Raw genomic sequence first — 15,540 nt, 5'->3', positions numbered from 1 at the left:
TTACGCACAAACCTCTTGCTGCACATGAGCCAACAAGAGCCCGCTGTCTTTACGTTGTGTAGGGGATGAGCGTTGTACGAAATGCTCGACTTTCAGCCGCAAATGGGCTTCGCCAATCGATGCATACAACGGCGCGTGAGTGTCTTTGAGCCACTGCATGAGGTTGTCGATTACGGTATTGAGGTCCTGCTCAGCGAGGCTGTCGAGCAGGTCACCGGGCACTTGCCACCACGGGAATGCTTGAACGGCAAGCACCTCACCCTGCCCCACCGTGACCGGCTGGCCGTTGATCCAGTAGCGGTCGAAGACCGGCAAGACATCACGGGTCGCTGTGCCCAAATGCTGGAGGATGGGCAGCCAGTGGCGACCGTCCCAGAACCTCAAGAACACGGCTTCACCAGCGGGCATCAGGACCTGGGTGAGACTGCGCAAATGCTCGGTGATACGTTGCGGGCCGACCGTGGAGATGGCCAACCAGCCCCAATCGTCAGCATCGGTTTGCTCCGCCCACTGGATGAACTCACTGTCAGGCGTCAGCCTCAGTAGATAAGGCATGACCGGGAACCAGTCGGCATAGGCGGTATCAGCCCACAGCCTGTCTGGTGGTTCGACTCCACCCTGTTGGTGGTAGGCCGCGAGCGGGTCGGCATCGCTGGTGGAACTGATCACCGCGTACAAGATTTCGCCGGCGCGCAGGGGGTTGTCTGCCAGCCACTGCTGCGAGGTTAGAGGCTCAGAGTTCACAAACGCCTCCTTTGCATTTTTCGCACTCTTCGCAGAAAGGTGCGTTGCGCTTGAGGCTGCTGATTTGGGTCGGGGTCAAGACGGCTGCAGTCAGTGCTGCAACGGTAGAGGTGACGGCGGGCAACGCCGGTGTGCCCGGCACCGGCACGCCACCGGGCAGGATCGGTGAACTGACGTAGATCCCGGCAGCGCTGACGATCAGATGCTGGCCGCCCGCCGTCAGCGAGATACACGCCCCTGCCGATAACACCACATGGGCACCGGCCTTGATCGTGACCTCCATCCCCGCGTCGACCGTCAGCGCGCCCCCCACCTGGGTGTGGCTATTGGCGGCTACCTGGCGAAAGTCGTTGGCATTGAGTTGGGCTTTGCGATCACCGCTGACGGTGCGCTGATCATCACCTTTGAGCACCGAGACGCTGTTGCCGGTGACGGTCTCAGCACGCTGACCATCGATTTGCACCAGTGAGTCGTTTTTGATGTGTTGTTCAAGGTCGCGCTGGGCATGCAGATAGATCAGTTCCTGGCCCAGTCGATCTTCAATGTGCAGTTCGTTGTAGCCTGTGCCGTTCGGGGTGCTGCGGCTGCGCAACACGCTGCGGGTTTTGTAGGCGGGCAACGGATAGGGAGGCGGGTTGAGGCTGTTGACCAGGCAACCCGAAATCACCGGCTGGTCCGGATCCCCCTCCAGAAACGACACCAGCACTTCCATGCCGACCCGTGGCACGCTCACTGCGCCATGGCTGTCACCGGCCCAGGTTGAGGCCACCCTCAGCCAGCAACTGCTGGCGTCGTTGTTTCGGCCTTCACGGTCCCAATGAAACTGCACCTTTACCCGACCGTACTGATCGCAATGCACCTCGTCGTTGACGGGGCCGGTGACCCGGGCAGTCAGCAGGCCCAGCACCTGAGGCTTGAGATGTTTGAGTGGCGGGCGGTAGAACACGTCCCATGGGGTGGCTGCGAAGTCGTTGCGATAGCCTTGGGTAAACCCGTCAGTTGGCTTGTCGTCCAGATCAGTCCCGGTCTCTTCGAGCACCTGCGGCTGTCGGCCCTGATGATGGATTTCAGTCAGCAGCCACATCGCGTTCCAGTCGCCGTGGGGGTGCTCGCTCAGGGTCATGAAATGGCCACTGATAAAACCGCAGTCGTCACTTTCGCCATTGGCCAGACAGCGGTCAGCGCGTTGGCGCTCTAGGGCCCGCTGGCTGAGCAACTGGCCGCGCTGTTCGAGGCTGAAGTGGCCCGGGTAGCGGTAATCTTCAAGATCTCGCTCGACGCGCTGGGTGTCGGGGCCGTAGCTCGCCTCGATCTCGCGACTGGCGGTTTCGAAGGTGTAATCGCGCAAGGTACTGCGGGTGGAACGGGTGTTGATGCCCACTTCGAAATAGCTGACTACCGGCGCCTCGGCAACCAGGCCGCTTTCGCCCTGATAAGGCACGGGATGATCGAGTTTGGCGAAGGCGCTCTGGCCATCACCGAAGACCAATTGATGGCCTTGGGCTGAGTGACGGAAGTGGTAGTGAATGCCCTCTTCTTCGCACAGGCGCTGAATGAAGTGCAGATCCGTTTCGTGGTATTGCACGCAGTAGTCGCGAACCGGGTAGGTCCCGTGCAGGTTGAAGGCGTAGGCATTGCTGAGAATGCCGTGCTCCTCGAGGAGCCGGGCAATGATCTGCCCGACTGTCAGTTGCTGGAACATGCGCTGGTTGGTGCGATGCTCGAGGTAGGCCAGTTGCGGCACGAGGGTCAGGGTATACACCGTCAGGCGCTGGCGGGTCTGGCCTTGGGCAATGGCATAGATGAGCCCGTGAACGCCGCCTCCGCCGTCGGCATATGCCAAAAAAGCCGGGGCATGCAGCAGTGCCACCAGATCCAGATCGGCCCGCGGGCTGACCAGTACCAGCTCGAAGGAATAAGGCGTGCTGATGGCCTCATCACCTTTGAATGACAAGACTTGAAGGTCATCAGCGAAGCCGTCAATGGTCAGGCTGAAACGAAACTGAGGCTGCGAGCGTGACATCCGCGACTCCTTGCGCTGCGGTCGCCCTGATGTAACAAAACGTCAGGGTTTATCGGTGCGCAAGTGTGCAATCACGGCATTGGGGCTGGATGTAGGCTGGGTCTATGACGGCCTGAGCATTAGGCGAATATCGAGTAGGAAAGCTGAATGCTAGGTGTAAGAGTCAGCTTGCCTCGCGATCTTGTCGACCCGCGAGGCAACGGCTACAGCGCGTATTAAAACAATCCGGAGGTCGGTGGCGGTGTGCCTTTCAGTTGCCATGAGCCAACGGCAGAAGCTTTCCAGTGCCGAGGGTTGTGGTTGGCCACGGTGCGTGCGTTGCGCCAGTGGCGGTCCAGGTTGTGCCCGCGCCCGGTGGTCGAGGCGCCGCCCACGTCAAACACCAACTCGGCAGCCTTGAGCGCCGACTCGGCAGCAATGTATTGCGCCTGCGCCACATCGACAGCGGCCTGGTCGACCAGGTGCGGATCGAGGTCGCCCGCCCATGCCCGGTCGATGGATTCTGCCGCGTGCAACACCACCGCTTCGGCGGTGAAGGCACGGGCCGAGATGTCACCGACGCTCAATTCAACATAAGGGTCGTCCACCGAGCGGCTGGCGCTGCTGTGTTTGATGGGCCGGGCATGCTCGTTGGCAAACGCTACGGCGTCGTTCAAGGCGTTGCGTGCAATGCCCGCCTGAACCGCCGCCAGGAACAATTGCAAAAACGGCGTGACAATTGTGCGCTTGCCCTCTTCTACCGTCCGTGTGCGGATTTCGTCAGCCAGTACTTGCACGTTATTCAGGCGCGTGGTGCCACTGGCGGTCAGGCGCTGGCCCATTGCGTCAAAATCGTCGAGCAACTCTAGCCCCTTGCGGTTGCGCGGCAGGATAAACGAAACCGGTTGATCCTCTTCATCCAACGCCACTGCGCTGACCCAGTCGGCGTACAGCGAGCCGGTGCTGTAATACTTGCTGCCGGTGGCCCGGTAGTGGTCGCCGTCGCGCACAATTCGCGCGCTGATCGAGCCGTTGGCGCCGCCCACTTCCCAGCCGGCATTGCCTACCACGATGCCGTCCAGGTAGCGGGCAAACCAGCGCTCGCGCTCGGTTTCGGCCTGTTCGCTGGATGACGCCAGCAAGCCTTCGACAAAGCCGAACCCCGGGCGCAATGCCTGGGCGACGTTGGAATCTGCGGCGGCAATGCGGATCAATAAACGGATCACATCCTTGACCGAACCGCCGCTGCCGCCATAACGCACCGGGATGCGCGTGGTGAAAAAACCGGCCTTGGCAATCTGCGCCACCGCATCAAACGGCAGCAGGCGATCACGCTCGCGTTGTGCGGCCCCCGCTGCAATGGTGGGCAATATTTCATCGGCCCGGAGATTCAGTGTGTCGATCGTGGCAATGGCCTGCTCAGTAACAAGAGACAACGTAGTCATGACAATTCCTTAAGGTGTTCAAGCTTAAATAGCGATCTTCCACAGTTGCGATTCGTCAAATCGCAACGCCGTGCTTTCCGCTTCCAGCGGTGGCACCACCAGCTCACTGTCGGCGCCCGGCAAACGCGGCACTGCGCCCAAGAGGCGTTGGGTGTAAGCGTGTTTGGGATGTTCAAAAAGGTCTTCGACCGGGGCGCTTTCAACCACTTGGCCGCGACGCATCACCAGCACTTCGTCACTGACATGGCGGATCACGCCCAGGTCATGGGAAATAAACAGGTAGGCCAGCCCCAACGAGGCTTGCAGGTCAGCCAGCAGGTCCAGTACTTGCGCCTGCACCGAGACATCGAGGGCCGAGACCGGTTCGTCACAAATGATCACTTTAGGGTTGCTGGCAATGGCCCGGGCGATTGCCACCCGTTGCCGCTGGCCGCCCGACAGTTGCAAGGGGCGGCGGCTCGCCAGCTCGGCCGGCAGGCGCACTTGCTCGAGCAATTCGCGGATCCGCGCGGGTTGCTGCGAAGCCGCCACACCGGCCACATCCAGCGCGTCGGCGAGGATCTGGCCGATGCTCCAGCGCGGATCGAACGAACTCAGCGGGTCTTGATAAATCACACTGATGTCACGTCGATGCACACGCCGGTCTTTTTCCGCCACCCGATCTGCACCCGCCCCCGCCCAGGCGTGCCCCAGAAACTGCACATGGCCCGCATCCGGCTCCAGCAACCCCAACACAATGCGCGCCACGGTGGTCTTGCCAGAACCGGACTCGCCGACGATGCCCAGCGTGCGCCCGGCGCGCAGTTCAAAGCTGACGTCATCGACCACTTGGCGAGATTGCTGATCGGGGCCAATGTAGCGTTTACCCAAGCCGCTGGCCTTGAGCAGCACCGGCGAGTCAGCGCCCGGTCGAGGTTGCACAACCTGCCCGCTGTTGTGCGACGACAGCCGTGTGCCCCGCGCATGTTCGGCTGGCACCGCGTCCAGCAACGCCTGGGTGTAAGGGTGGCTCGGGGTCCGTAACACCTGCTGCATCGGGCCCTGTTCGACCACCACGCCGTGGCGCAGCACCAGCACCTCATCGGCCAATTGCGCCACCACCGCCAAGTCATGACTGATGATCAGCAACGAATCACCGCGAGCCTTGATCTCTTGCAGCACTTGCAGAATCTGCGCCTGCACCGTGGCGTCCAGGGCGGTGGTCGGTTCGTCGGCGATGACCAGCCCCGGGCTCAGTGCCAACGCACTGGCGATCAACGCACGCTGGCGCAGGCCACCGGATAATTGGTCGGGCCGCTGGCGGGCACGCAATTCGGGCTCGGGCACGCCTACTTTGTCCAGCAGCTCGATAACCCGCTCAGCGCGGCTGCGCCGGTCGCCCCATTGGTGGGTCGTGAGCACTTCCAGAATCTCTTTGCCCACCGGGCGCAGCGGGTCGAGCGAGACCAGCGCATCTTGCAACACAAAGCCAATGCCTTTGCCGCGCAACCCGCGCCAGCCACGCTCGGACAACCCGAGCAAATCCTGCCCGCCATAACTCAAAGTGCGCGCCGTCACCCGCGCCCCGGCACCGGCCAGACCAATCAGGCTGCGCGCCGTCACACTTTTGCCAGAGCCGGACTCACCCACCAGCGCCAGGGTCTTGCCCGGCGCCAGGGTAAACGACACATCGCGCACCACAGTCTGGCCACCAAATTCAATGGACAGCCCCTCAACGATCAAGTGTTTATCGCTCATGACAGGCGTCCCTCCAGACGTTGTTGCAGATAACGGCCCGCGACCGTGGTCGACAGCGTGGTGAGCACGATGAACACCCCCGGGAAGAAGGTCAGCCACCAGGCATTGGCGACAAAGTCGCGGCCCATGGACAGCATGGTCCCCCACTCCGGCGCAGGCGGCTTGGCGCCCAGCCCCAGAAAGCTCAGGGCCGAGGCCCAGACAATCGCCTGACCAATACCCATGGTCAGAGTCACGATCAGCGGGCGCATGGCATTGGGTAATAGCTGGCGCAGGATGATCCGCCGCGTCGGGTGACCCAAAGCAACCGCCGCTTCGATGTAACCGGCATTGCGCACCGCCAGCACCTGACCGCGCACCATCCGGGCGTAGCCCGGCGCTGCGCCCAGCCCGGTGGCAACAATCAAAGGCCCGATGCCGCTGCCGAACACCGCCACAAACAGCAGCGCCAACACCAGGCTCGGGAACGCGAACAGTATTTCCAGCAGCCAGCCAACCCCACGGTCAAGTCGCGCACCGCCAAGCCCGCCGAGCAACCCCAGGGCAATCGCAATGCTCATGGCCAGCACGGTGGCCGCCAGACCAATCAACAGCGACTGGCGGGTGCCGTAAATCACCCGCGAAAAAATATCCCGGCCGGACTGATCCGTGCCGAACCAATGCGCCCATCCCGGCGGATGAAACGCATCGTGCGGCACAATCGCCAGCGGGTCGGCATGGGTAAAGAGTTGCGGCAGCAGCGCGGCAACGATCAAAAACGCCAGAAAAATCAGCGCCAGCAAAGGCCCCAGCGGCACCTGGCGTGACCTGCGTTGCACCCGCACACCCGGCAACTGCGTTTCGAGAGTCAGTGTGCTCATGCTGTTTTCCCCTGTTGACGAGGGTCGACCCACAGGTGCAACAGGTCGACCAGAATGTTGGCCAGCACATACACCGCCGCAACGGTCAGGCTGATACCGATGGTCAGCGGCAGGTCCTGCGCCTGCACCGCCTGATACAACTGGCGGCCCAGGCCCTTGCGCGAAAAGATCACTTCAACCACCACCGCGCCGCTGATCAAGGCGCCGATGGCCCAGCCCGACAACGAAATGCCGGGCAACACCGCATGGCGCAGCGCATGCTTGAAGCGCACGGCGGTTTCGCTCAAACCACGGGTCCGCGCGGTCAGCACAAAAGGTTGCTCCAGGGTCAGTTCAAGCGACTCTCGGGTGACCTGCGCAATAAACCCGGCCAGCGGAACCGCCAGCGCCACAGACGGCAACACCAGGGTTCGCCAGCCATCACTGCCGGCAGGCGGGAACCAGCGCAGCCCGAAGGCAAACACCGCCAGCAGCACCAGCCCCAGCCAAAAATGCGGGACGGCGGCCGAAACGGTTTCAGCAAACGAAGCCACCTTGGCCACCCAACGCTGGCGCCCGGCGGTCAACACGGTGAGTAACAGCACCAGCAGCCAGGCCAGGACCAATGAAGTAAACGTCAGTTGCAGGGTCGCCCACGATTGCTCGGCCAGCACGCGGGTTACCGGCAAGTGCTGCGAGTAGGACACCCCCAGATCGCCCTGAACCAGACGCCCCAGGTACAGCGCGTATTGCACCGCCAAGGGCTTGTCCAGCCCGTACTCGCGGGTGGCTTCGGCAATGGTCTCGGGCGACGGGTTGCCACTCGGGCCGCCGAGGATGGCCAGCACCGGGTCGCCCGGCATCAGCCGCAGGGCAAAGAAGGTCAGGGTCGCCACCGCCCACAGCACCAGCAGTCCGCCCGCCAAACGCCAGACGGCGCGTCGCCCCACCTGCAGCCAGCGCTCGCGCTGCGGATTTACAATCTCGATTCGGCTCATTGGTTCACCCTTTTCATTTATTGACCCAGGCGTCATACAAATACGTCACCGCCAAAGACGGCTCCAGGCGCACGCCCTGGGTGGTCTTGTAGATGCCCAGGCGTGAGCTTTGCGGGTACGTGGTCAGTTGCAGGTATTGGCTGGAAGCAATCTGCTGCGCTTTGTAATACAGCGCCTTGCGCTGCTCAGGGTCTTGCGTGGTCAAGGCTTGCTGGATCAGCCCGTCAAACGCCGTATCGCTGAAACCGGCGGTGTTCTGGTGATAACCGCCGACACCCGCCGGGCGAATAAACTCCGAGCCAAAAATGATCCGCAGCACGTCGGGGGTGTTGGTGTTCCAGTAACCAATACGAATGTCGTAGTCCCAGTCCGCCTGGCGCTGAGTGGCCTGCACATCACTCATCTGGTCGATGATCAGTTGAAACCCGACCGCCCGAGTGGTCGCTTGTACCTGCTCCCACAGGGTGTATTCCGAGGGCGGCGTGCGGTTGCCCATCACCACATGCACCTGCAAGCGCTTGCCGTCACGGGTGCGGTAGCCTTCGCTGTCACGTCCGGTCCAGCCGGCTTCATCCAGCAATTGCGCTGCGCGGGCCGGGTTGTAGTCCTGGGCGTGTTCGAAGTCCGAGCTGTAAAAACGGGTCGCCGAACTCAGCGGGCCACCGGCACGGGGGAATTCGCTGAAATACACACTTTTGAGCGCGCCCTCGACATCCGAACTGCGCACAAAAGCTTCGCGCACCTTGAGGTCATTAAACGGCGCACGGGTGATGTTCAGCGTGCCGTTGGTGGGGTTGCCCGGCCGCAAGGCCACCAATACCGTAAGGTCCGGGTTACGTCGGGCGGCCTCATGGGATTCGGGCGGCAGCGTCTCGATCACATCAACCTCCCCGGCTTGCAGCGAGGCAAAGCGCACGGACGGCTCCTGAATGAACTTCCAGACGATGCGCTCCAGCCACGCCGGGCCTTGATGCCTGGCGGTAGGTGGCGCCCAGTTGTAATCCGGGTTGCGCACCAGTTCGACCTGGCTTTGCCGGTCCCAGCGGACGATCTTGAACGGCCCGCTGCCCACCGGGCTTTCGCAGTTTTCATCGCGGGAACGAAGCAGCGCGGTGGGCGACTCTATGCCCAGAAAACCCTGGGCCAGGACCTCCAGAAACGCCGCGTACGGGGTAGCCAGGTGCACCACCGCCGTATGGTCATCGAGCACATCGGTGCTGCGGTATTGGCGGATATAACCGCCCGCCGTACTCGATTGGGTTTTCGGGTTGGCCATGTGATCGAGGTTGGCCTTGACCGCCGCCGCGTTGAACGGCGTACCGTCGGTGAAGTGCACGTCATCGCGTAAATGGAAGGTGTACGTCAGGCCATCGGCCGAGACCTCCCAACTTTTCGCCAGCCACGGCCCGATCTGGCCTTGGTCATCCATCGACACCAGCGAGTCGAGGTACTGCTGGCCGATAAACACCTGCGGCATGTCACCCGCCACATGCGGATCGAGGCACGTGGGTTCGCGGTCGGTGGCATAAATCAACGTCCCGCCGCTGACCGGTTTGTCACTGCGCGCAACGGTTGAGGTTTCCTGCCCGCAGCCGACCAGTACCGAGCACAGGGTTGCGATGCCGAGCAAAGGAAAGTTTCGAATAAAGGGGGAAATATTGCGCATGGGGCCTGCTGCCTTAAGTCCGGGACTTAGGCTATTGCACAAGCCATGCCGGGTTTATCGCCCAGCAAACAGGCGCAAATTGGCGTCAGGAGGGAGTCAAAAGCAACAGTCTGTGCAGCGACTGTTGGTGAGCCAACAGTTGGCTGAAAACCCACTGTAGGAGCGAGCTTGCTCGCGATCTGTTGATCTTGATCTGGTTTTTGATCTAAGAGCCCCTCACCCTAGCCCTCTCCCGAAGGAGAGGGAACCGATTGGGGGATGCTCAAGATACTCGCTGTCCTGTTTGCTGCGCGACAGCGCGGCGTCGTATACGGCGCGCCCCGCCCAAAAGTGATGTGTTCAGAAACGTAATGGCGTGGCCGGTTGTTGCAACAGCGCCGGGTCGCGATAGCGGGCGCCGAAATGGTCATTCGGCAAACGCGCCTGCCCCGCACCAAACAGGCGTTCGCGCAGGGTTTCGCCTTCGTTGTAACGCTCACGGAAACGACCACGACGGCGCAGCTCCGGGATCACCAGCTCAATAAAATCCCGGGCCGTTTCAAACGACAGGTACTGGCGCAAATTGATCCCGTCAATGCCGTCGACATCCAGCCACTTCTCGATTTCATCCGCCACCACGGTCGGCGTACCTGCCACAAAGAAACGCTCACGGTTAAACCCCGAGAACTGCGACAACACGGTGCCGATGGTCCATTCGGGCTTGTAGCGCTGCAGGCTCTCCCAGCCGTCGACTTTCAGCTCGATCAAATCACTGATCAGCGCATCGCTGGGGTAAGCGGTCAGGTCAATGGCTGACTGGTGATGGGCCAGCGACGCCTCGACGCTCATCAGCTTGCGATAGCTGTCGAGCTTGCAGCTGACTTCTTCGTCAGTACGGCCCACGATCACCCCGGCCATGACGATAAATTTCAGCCCCGCCGGGTCACGCTCATGGGCGATGGCCTTGTTGCGCATGGCCTGGATATTCGCACGCACGGCCGGAGTGTCGAGGCCGCCAGTAAACACCACTTCGGCATGCCGCCCGGCAAACTCGATACCGGCTGGCGAGCCGGTTGCCTGAAACAACACCGGCGTGCGCTGGCGCGAAGGCTGGCACAGGTGCGGCCCGGCCACGCTGAAGTGCTCACCCACGTGGTTGATGTAACGGACCTTTTGCGGGTCGGTGTACACCCGTTGTTCACGGTCAATAATCACCGCGTCATCGTCCCACGAGCCCTCCCACAGTTTGTAGAGCACATCCAGGTATTCATCGGCGATTTCATAGCGGTGGTCGTGCACGACCTCGGTGTCATGCCCGAAGTTACGCGCGGCATTGGGCAGGTACGAGGTCACGATGTTCCAGCCCACCCGGCCCTTGGTCAGGTGATCCAGGGTGCTCATGCGCCGGGCAAAAGCAAACGGCGGCTCGTACGTGGTCGAAAACGTCGCGCCAAAGCCGAGGTTTTTGGTCACGGCGGCCATGGCCGGAATCACCATCAACGGGTCATTGCTGGGAATTTGCATGGCCTCGCGCAGGGCGGTTTCCGGGCCATTGCGAAAACGGTCATAGGTGCCGATCACGTCTGCCAGAAACACCCCGTCAAAGGTGCCGTATTCCAGCAGTTGCGCCAGCTCGGTCCAGTAATCCAGGTCATTGAAGCGGTGACGGTTGTTCTCGGGATGCACCCACAGGCCGTGAACGATATGGCTCACGCAGTTCATTTCAAACAGGTTGACGTGCAGTTGCTTGGGCATCGCCCGTACTCCTATGGCGCAGGGTTGGGGACACGCTGATGGACGGCCTCGATGCGCGCCAGAATCTCCGGACTGAGGCTCACGTTGATCGCGCTGAGGTTGTCGCGCAATTGCACGAGGCTGGTTTGCCCGGTCAGCGCGCTGGCCACAAACGGTTTGTTGATGACATAAGCCAGGGCCAATTGCGCCGGGGTCAGGTCATGCTCGCGGGCGATGTCCACATAACCAGCGATGGCTTCTTGGGCCAGCGGGCTGTCGTAGCGATTGAACGTGCGGTACACCGAGGTCAGACGCGAACCTTCAGGGCGGGCGCCACCGAGGTACTTGCCGGTCAAGGTGCCAAATGCCAGCGGCGAATACGCCAGCAGGCCTACGCCTTCGCGGTGGGTGAACTCTGCCAGGCCGCCCTCGTACAGGCGGTTCAGCAAGCTGTAGGGGTTTTGGATGCTGACAATGTTCGGCAGGCCCAGGCGCTCGCTCTGCTTGAGGAACTCGGCCACACCCCACGCCGTTTCGTTGGACACGCCGATGTGACGGATCTTGCCCGCCTTGACCTGATCAGCCAGCACCGAGAGGGTTTCTTCGATGGCCACACTTTGCGTGTCTTCGGCATACGGGTATTCACGCAGGCCGAAAAAGTTGGTCGGGCGATCAGGCCAGTGCAGTTGATAGAGATCGAGGTAATCGGTTTGCAGGCGCTTGAGGCTACCGTCCAGGGCTTCGACGATGTTGCGCCGGTCATGCCGGGTCAGGCCATCGCGAATATGCAATTGGCCACCGGGCTCGCGGGCCGGGCCGGCAATTTTGCTCGCCAGCACGATGTCGGCACGGCGCGCGCTGTTGGCGCCCAGCCAGTTGCCGATATAGCGTTCAGTGGTACGCCAGGTGTCGCCGCGGGTGGGCGTGGGGTACATCTCGGCGGTGTCGATCAGGTTGACGCCTTCAGCCAGCGCCAGTTCGATTTGCTGATGAGCATCGCTTTCGGTGTTTTGGTGGCCCCAGGTCATGGTGCCCAGGCCCAGAACGCTGACGTTAATGCCGCTGTTACCCAGTTGACGGTAGTGCATGAGAGGTCCTTTTAGCTGGCAATCAATACAAACACCTTGAGTGTTTATGACTGCCAGGAACCTATGCACCTAACATGCCACGACCCCAACCTCAGGCATAACAGCGGATTAGCCCTGCGAGTCAGGCAACGTGTTGTTGGACCGTGTGCAATGTGCTCATGAAGTGTTGGGCAACCAACATGTTGATAAGAGCCCCCTCACCCCAGCCCTCTCCCGAAGGAGAGGGCGCCGATTTGGGGATGCGCCAGCCCAGTATTTATGGCGACTCTACCGTGCCGCCCTGGCAGCCGCGCTGATTGGGATTGTCGGTGCAGCCTTGCTGATAACTGAAGTATTGGCAGCCCGCACATAGAACAACAAGGCTCAACAGCATCCATCGCAATGTCATACGCTCTCCTGGGTCAGCTGGTTATTCATCTTCAATAGCCTAGCTGACATAAGAGAACACAGACGTTTAATACCGATTTAAAAGCCTGGCACGATCTGGCCTTTGTAACGGGTCAGGATAAATTGACGCACGGCATCAGAGTGCAAAGCCTTGGCCAGCTTCTGAATACGCGGGTCATTGATGTTGTCCGGGCGTGCCACCAGATACTCGACGTACAAGTCCTTGCCCTTCTCGACAATCAACGCGCTATTGGTGTCGATACCCGCTTCCAGCGCGTAGTTGGCAAACACAAAGGCCAGGTCCACCTGGCTCACAGAACGGGCCAGCATGGCGCCTTCCAGCTCACGGATTTTCAGGTGCTTGGGGTTGGTCACGATGTCGCGGGTGGTCGACTGCGGGTCGCCAGGGTTTTTAAGCGTGATCAGCTTGGCCTCTTCCAGCAGCACCAGAGCACGACCGGCGTTGACCGGGTCATTGGGAATGGCCACTGAAGCGCCGTCCTTAAGCTCGGCGATGTTTTTAATTTTGGTCGAGTACGCGCCAAACGGCTCGATATGCACGCCCACTACCGGGACCAGATCCGTGTGGCGTTCCTTGTTGTACTCATCCAGAAACGGCCGGTATTGGTAGTAGTTGGCGTCGATGTTTTTAAGCGCGAGTTGTTGGTTGGGCTGGATAAAGTCGTTGAACACTTTGATCTGCAGATCAACGCCTTCCTTGGCCAGCTCAGGCTTAACAAACTCAAGAATTTCGGCATGGGGCACCGGCGTGGCACCGACCACCAACTTTTCATTGGCCTGAGCGCTAAAGGCGGCCATCACGGCCACCAGAGCAAGAAGCTTTTTCATTGCACAAACTCCGAACAATCAAAAATGAGCCGTCTCAGCGACGGCTGTAATGGGACACCAGACGGTCACCGGTCATTTGCAGCCCTTGTACCAACAGGACCAGCAAGGCCACGGTGACCACCATGACGTCAGTCTGAAAACGCTGATAACCAAAGCGGATTGCCAGGTCGCCCAAGCCCCCGCCACCGATCACTCCGGCCATCGCGGTGTAATCCACCAGTACGATTGCGGTCACCGTGACGGCTGCAATCAGCCCCGGCCGGGACTCCGGCAACAAGGTGTGCCAGATGATTTGCCAGGTCGTGGCGCCCATGGACTGGGTGGCCTCCACCAGCCCGCGATCAACTTCACGCAGCGCGGTTTCCACCAACCGTGCAAAGAACGGCGTGCAGCCCACCACCAATGGCGGAATGGCACCCGCCACCCCCAGCGAGGTGCCGGTGATCAAGGTGGTCACCGGGATCAGCACAATCAGCAAGATGATGAAGGGCAACGACCGCAGGATATTCACCACCATCGACAGCACCCGGTAGATGCCGGGTTTGGCGTGCAACTGCTGCTTGCCGGTGAGGTACAGCAACACCCCCAGCGGCAGCCCCAGCAACACGGTAAAACCCAGGGCCATGCCGAGCATGCTCAGGGTGTCGAGGCAGGCCTGGCCGATTTCCGGCCAGTTGATGTTGCTCAGCAGCGCGTCCATCGTTATGACCAGTCATGACGCGGCGGATTGACCCCGTTCAACAGCCAGTTGCCGACCACGTGGTACTTCCAGCGCACCGGGTCATGCAGGGTGTGCACGCGGGCGTTACGCCAGTGGCGGTCATGGTTGTGACGTGCCAGCGAGGAACGCGTGCCGCCCAATTCGAACAGACGGTTGCTGGCTTCCAGGGCGATTTCAGTGGTCAGCACCTTGGCTTTGGCCACTGCTACCGAAGCGCGCGCCACGCCGTCTTCACCGGGGTTTTCGCGCTCGCGGTCGAGGACTCGTCCCGCCCGCTCAAGCAAGGCTTCGGAGGCATCCAGCTGGATGCTCAACTTGCCGATCTGGATGATGGTCAGCGGGTCTTCGCTGGCCTTATCCAGCCCCGAGTCGATCCATGGGCGAGCGTGATCACGTACAAAGCTCAGGGTGTCGCGCAAGGCAGCGCGGGCAATGCCGGCATCAATCGCGGCGGTGGTGATTTGCGCAATCGGCCCGGCCAAGGTCGGGTTTTCATAAGACTGGTACGTCTTGAACACGTTAAAGGCCGGCACCCGCAGGTTTTCTGCGAGCACCGTGCCGCTGGCGGTGTTGCGCTGGCCAATGCTCGACCAGTCATCCACCACGGTCAGGCCCGGCGTGCGCCGCGGCACAAACGCCAAGTGCGCTTTGTCGTCGGCATTCAGCGCCAGCACCCCCAGCCAATGGGCGTACAACGAGCCGGTGCAGTAGCCTTTACGGCCATTGATCACCACCTCATCGCCTTCGCTGATAAAGCGCGTCTGGATGTCTTGCACGGTCTTGCCGCCGGTTTCAGAAATGGCATTGGCAAAGCGATTACCCTTGAGCGCCAGCCCCAGAAACCAGGCCTTCTGTTCTTCTGTGCCTTGCAGACGAATGTCTTCGAGCAGGCAGTAATGGTTCTGCGGGATCTGCCCGAGGGAAGCGTCGGCCGCTGAAATAATGGCAATCACTTCGGCCAGCGTGGCGAACGACACCTCAGCACCGCCGTATTCTTTGGGCACGGTAATGCCCCACAGGCCGCTGTTGGAGAACACATCCACCACCTCAGCAGGCACTTCGCGCTGACGGTCGCGCTCGGCATCACCTTCGAGTAAAAACGCGGCGACCTTGTGGGCGACTTCAATGGCTTCTGCGTCTGTGCGGATGACATGGGCATCGGGAACAGACAGTGGGTAATGGGCGTCGGCTGGGGTGTTCGACATGAGGTTCTCACTCTTTACTCGTGTTTAATCGCCAACAGATGCGATCGTTATTCACAACAGAGCAGAATCCATGCCAGATAATTTTTTGTTTAAATTCAGTAGGTTAAGGTTTATTCGAAGCGTTAATAGTTGGCCTGGCAACAGTC

The 15,540-nt window shown here is 60.9% G+C and carries 13 protein-coding genes; all 13 read right to left on the bottom strand.

Annotated elements, in window-relative coordinates; translation table 11 throughout:
* Positions 1–744 (bottom strand): DUF4123 domain-containing protein, encoded by a 744-nt coding sequence (locus ACJJU9_RS09235; protein WP_407730526.1) that lies wholly within the window; start codon positions 742–744, stop codon positions 1–3.
* On the bottom strand, positions 734–2,767 hold the full coding sequence (tssI, locus tag ACJJU9_RS09230) for a type VI secretion system tip protein TssI/VgrG (RefSeq protein ID WP_407730525.1): 2,034 nt from the start codon (positions 2,765–2,767) through the stop codon (positions 734–736). The genes ACJJU9_RS09235 and tssI overlap by 11 nt, the downstream gene beginning before the upstream one ends.
* Positions 2,768–2,982: 215 nt before the next feature.
* On the bottom strand, positions 2,983–4,191 hold the full coding sequence (locus tag ACJJU9_RS09225; RefSeq protein WP_048388503.1) for an acyl-CoA dehydrogenase family protein: 1,209 nt from the start codon (positions 4,189–4,191) through the stop codon (positions 2,983–2,985).
* Positions 4,192–4,215: 24 nt separating this feature from the next.
* Positions 4,216–5,928, bottom strand: coding sequence for a dipeptide ABC transporter ATP-binding protein (locus ACJJU9_RS09220; protein ID WP_407730524.1), 1,713 nt, complete (start codon positions 5,926–5,928; stop codon positions 4,216–4,218).
* Positions 5,925–6,788 carry an ABC transporter permease gene (locus ACJJU9_RS09215; RefSeq protein WP_048388506.1) on the bottom strand — a complete coding sequence of 288 codons (864 nt, stop codon included), beginning with the start codon at positions 6,786–6,788 and terminating at the stop codon, positions 5,925–5,927. Before ACJJU9_RS09215 ends, ACJJU9_RS09220 begins: the two co-directional genes overlap by 4 nt.
* Entirely contained in the window at positions 6,785–7,765 is a 981-nt protein-coding gene (locus tag ACJJU9_RS09210) for an ABC transporter permease (protein ID WP_407730523.1), read from the bottom strand. Before ACJJU9_RS09210 ends, ACJJU9_RS09215 begins: the two co-directional genes overlap by 4 nt.
* 13 nt (positions 7,766–7,778) lie before the next feature.
* Positions 7,779–9,431 (bottom strand): ABC transporter substrate-binding protein, encoded by a 1,653-nt coding sequence (locus ACJJU9_RS09205; RefSeq protein WP_407730522.1) that lies wholly within the window; start codon positions 9,429–9,431, stop codon positions 7,779–7,781.
* A 339-nt stretch (positions 9,432–9,770) separates the two neighbouring features.
* Complete coding sequence (locus tag ACJJU9_RS09200) at positions 9,771–11,165, bottom strand: LLM class flavin-dependent oxidoreductase (protein ID WP_407730521.1); 1,395 nt, start codon at positions 11,163–11,165, stop codon at positions 9,771–9,773.
* Between the two features lie 11 nt (positions 11,166–11,176).
* A complete protein-coding gene (locus ACJJU9_RS09195) occupies positions 11,177–12,232 on the bottom strand; it encodes an NADP(H)-dependent aldo-keto reductase (protein WP_048388512.1) in 1,056 nt (351 codons plus the stop codon).
* 256 nt (positions 12,233–12,488) lie between these two features.
* Positions 12,489–12,620 carry a hypothetical protein gene (locus ACJJU9_RS09190; RefSeq protein WP_256678844.1) on the bottom strand — a complete coding sequence of 44 codons (132 nt, stop codon included), beginning with the start codon at positions 12,618–12,620 and terminating at the stop codon, positions 12,489–12,491.
* A gap of 77 nt (positions 12,621–12,697) precedes the next feature.
* Positions 12,698–13,468, bottom strand: a complete 771-nt coding sequence (locus ACJJU9_RS09185) for a MetQ/NlpA family ABC transporter substrate-binding protein (protein ID WP_153332688.1) — start codon at positions 13,466–13,468, stop codon at positions 12,698–12,700.
* A 34-nt stretch (positions 13,469–13,502) separates the two neighbouring features.
* A complete protein-coding gene (locus tag ACJJU9_RS09180; RefSeq protein ID WP_048388516.1) occupies positions 13,503–14,168 on the bottom strand; it encodes a methionine ABC transporter permease in 666 nt (221 codons plus the stop codon).
* A 2-nt stretch (positions 14,169–14,170) separates the two neighbouring features.
* Positions 14,171–15,394 carry an SfnB family sulfur acquisition oxidoreductase gene (locus ACJJU9_RS09175; RefSeq protein WP_407730520.1) on the bottom strand — a complete coding sequence of 408 codons (1,224 nt, stop codon included), beginning with the start codon at positions 15,392–15,394 and terminating at the stop codon, positions 14,171–14,173.
* Between the last annotated feature and the right edge of the window lie 146 nt (positions 15,395–15,540).

The organism is Pseudomonas helleri, from assembly GCF_045830615.1.
GTDB lineage: Bacteria > Pseudomonadota > Gammaproteobacteria > Pseudomonadales > Pseudomonadaceae > Aquipseudomonas > Aquipseudomonas helleri.
The sequence above is the reverse complement of the archived record's forward strand: the minus strand, read 5'-3'. Positions and strand labels throughout refer to the sequence as shown.

Excerpts from the sequence above, each read along its gene's own strand:
- tssI (WP_407730525.1), bottom strand. The coding sequence starts at position 2,767 with ATGTCACGCTCGCAGCCTCAGTTTCGTTTCAGCCTGACCATTGACGGC.
- ACJJU9_RS09195 (WP_048388512.1), bottom strand. The coding sequence starts at position 12,232 with ATGCACTACCGTCAACTGGGTAACAGCGGCATTAACGTCAGCGTTCTG.
- ACJJU9_RS09180 (WP_048388516.1), bottom strand. The coding sequence starts at position 14,168 with ATGGACGCGCTGCTGAGCAACATCAACTGGCCGGAAATCGGCCAGGCC.
- ACJJU9_RS09210 (WP_407730523.1), bottom strand. The coding sequence starts at position 7,765 with ATGAGCCGAATCGAGATTGTAAATCCGCAGCGCGAGCGCTGGCTGCAG.
- ACJJU9_RS09220 (WP_407730524.1), bottom strand. The coding sequence starts at position 5,928 with ATGAGCGATAAACACTTGATCGTTGAGGGGCTGTCCATTGAATTTGGT.
- ACJJU9_RS09215 (WP_048388506.1), bottom strand. The coding sequence starts at position 6,788 with ATGAGCACACTGACTCTCGAAACGCAGTTGCCGGGTGTGCGGGTGCAA.
- ACJJU9_RS09205 (WP_407730522.1), bottom strand. The coding sequence starts at position 9,431 with ATGCGCAATATTTCCCCCTTTATTCGAAACTTTCCTTTGCTCGGCATC.
- ACJJU9_RS09185 (WP_153332688.1), bottom strand. The coding sequence starts at position 13,468 with ATGAAAAAGCTTCTTGCTCTGGTGGCCGTGATGGCCGCCTTTAGCGCT.
- ACJJU9_RS09225 (WP_048388503.1), bottom strand. The coding sequence starts at position 4,191 with ATGACTACGTTGTCTCTTGTTACTGAGCAGGCCATTGCCACGATCGAC.
- ACJJU9_RS09190 (WP_256678844.1), bottom strand. The coding sequence starts at position 12,620 with ATGACATTGCGATGGATGCTGTTGAGCCTTGTTGTTCTATGTGCGGGC.
- ACJJU9_RS09200 (WP_407730521.1), bottom strand. The coding sequence starts at position 11,165 with ATGCCCAAGCAACTGCACGTCAACCTGTTTGAAATGAACTGCGTGAGC.
- ACJJU9_RS09175 (WP_407730520.1), bottom strand. The coding sequence starts at position 15,394 with ATGTCGAACACCCCAGCCGACGCCCATTACCCACTGTCTGTTCCCGAT.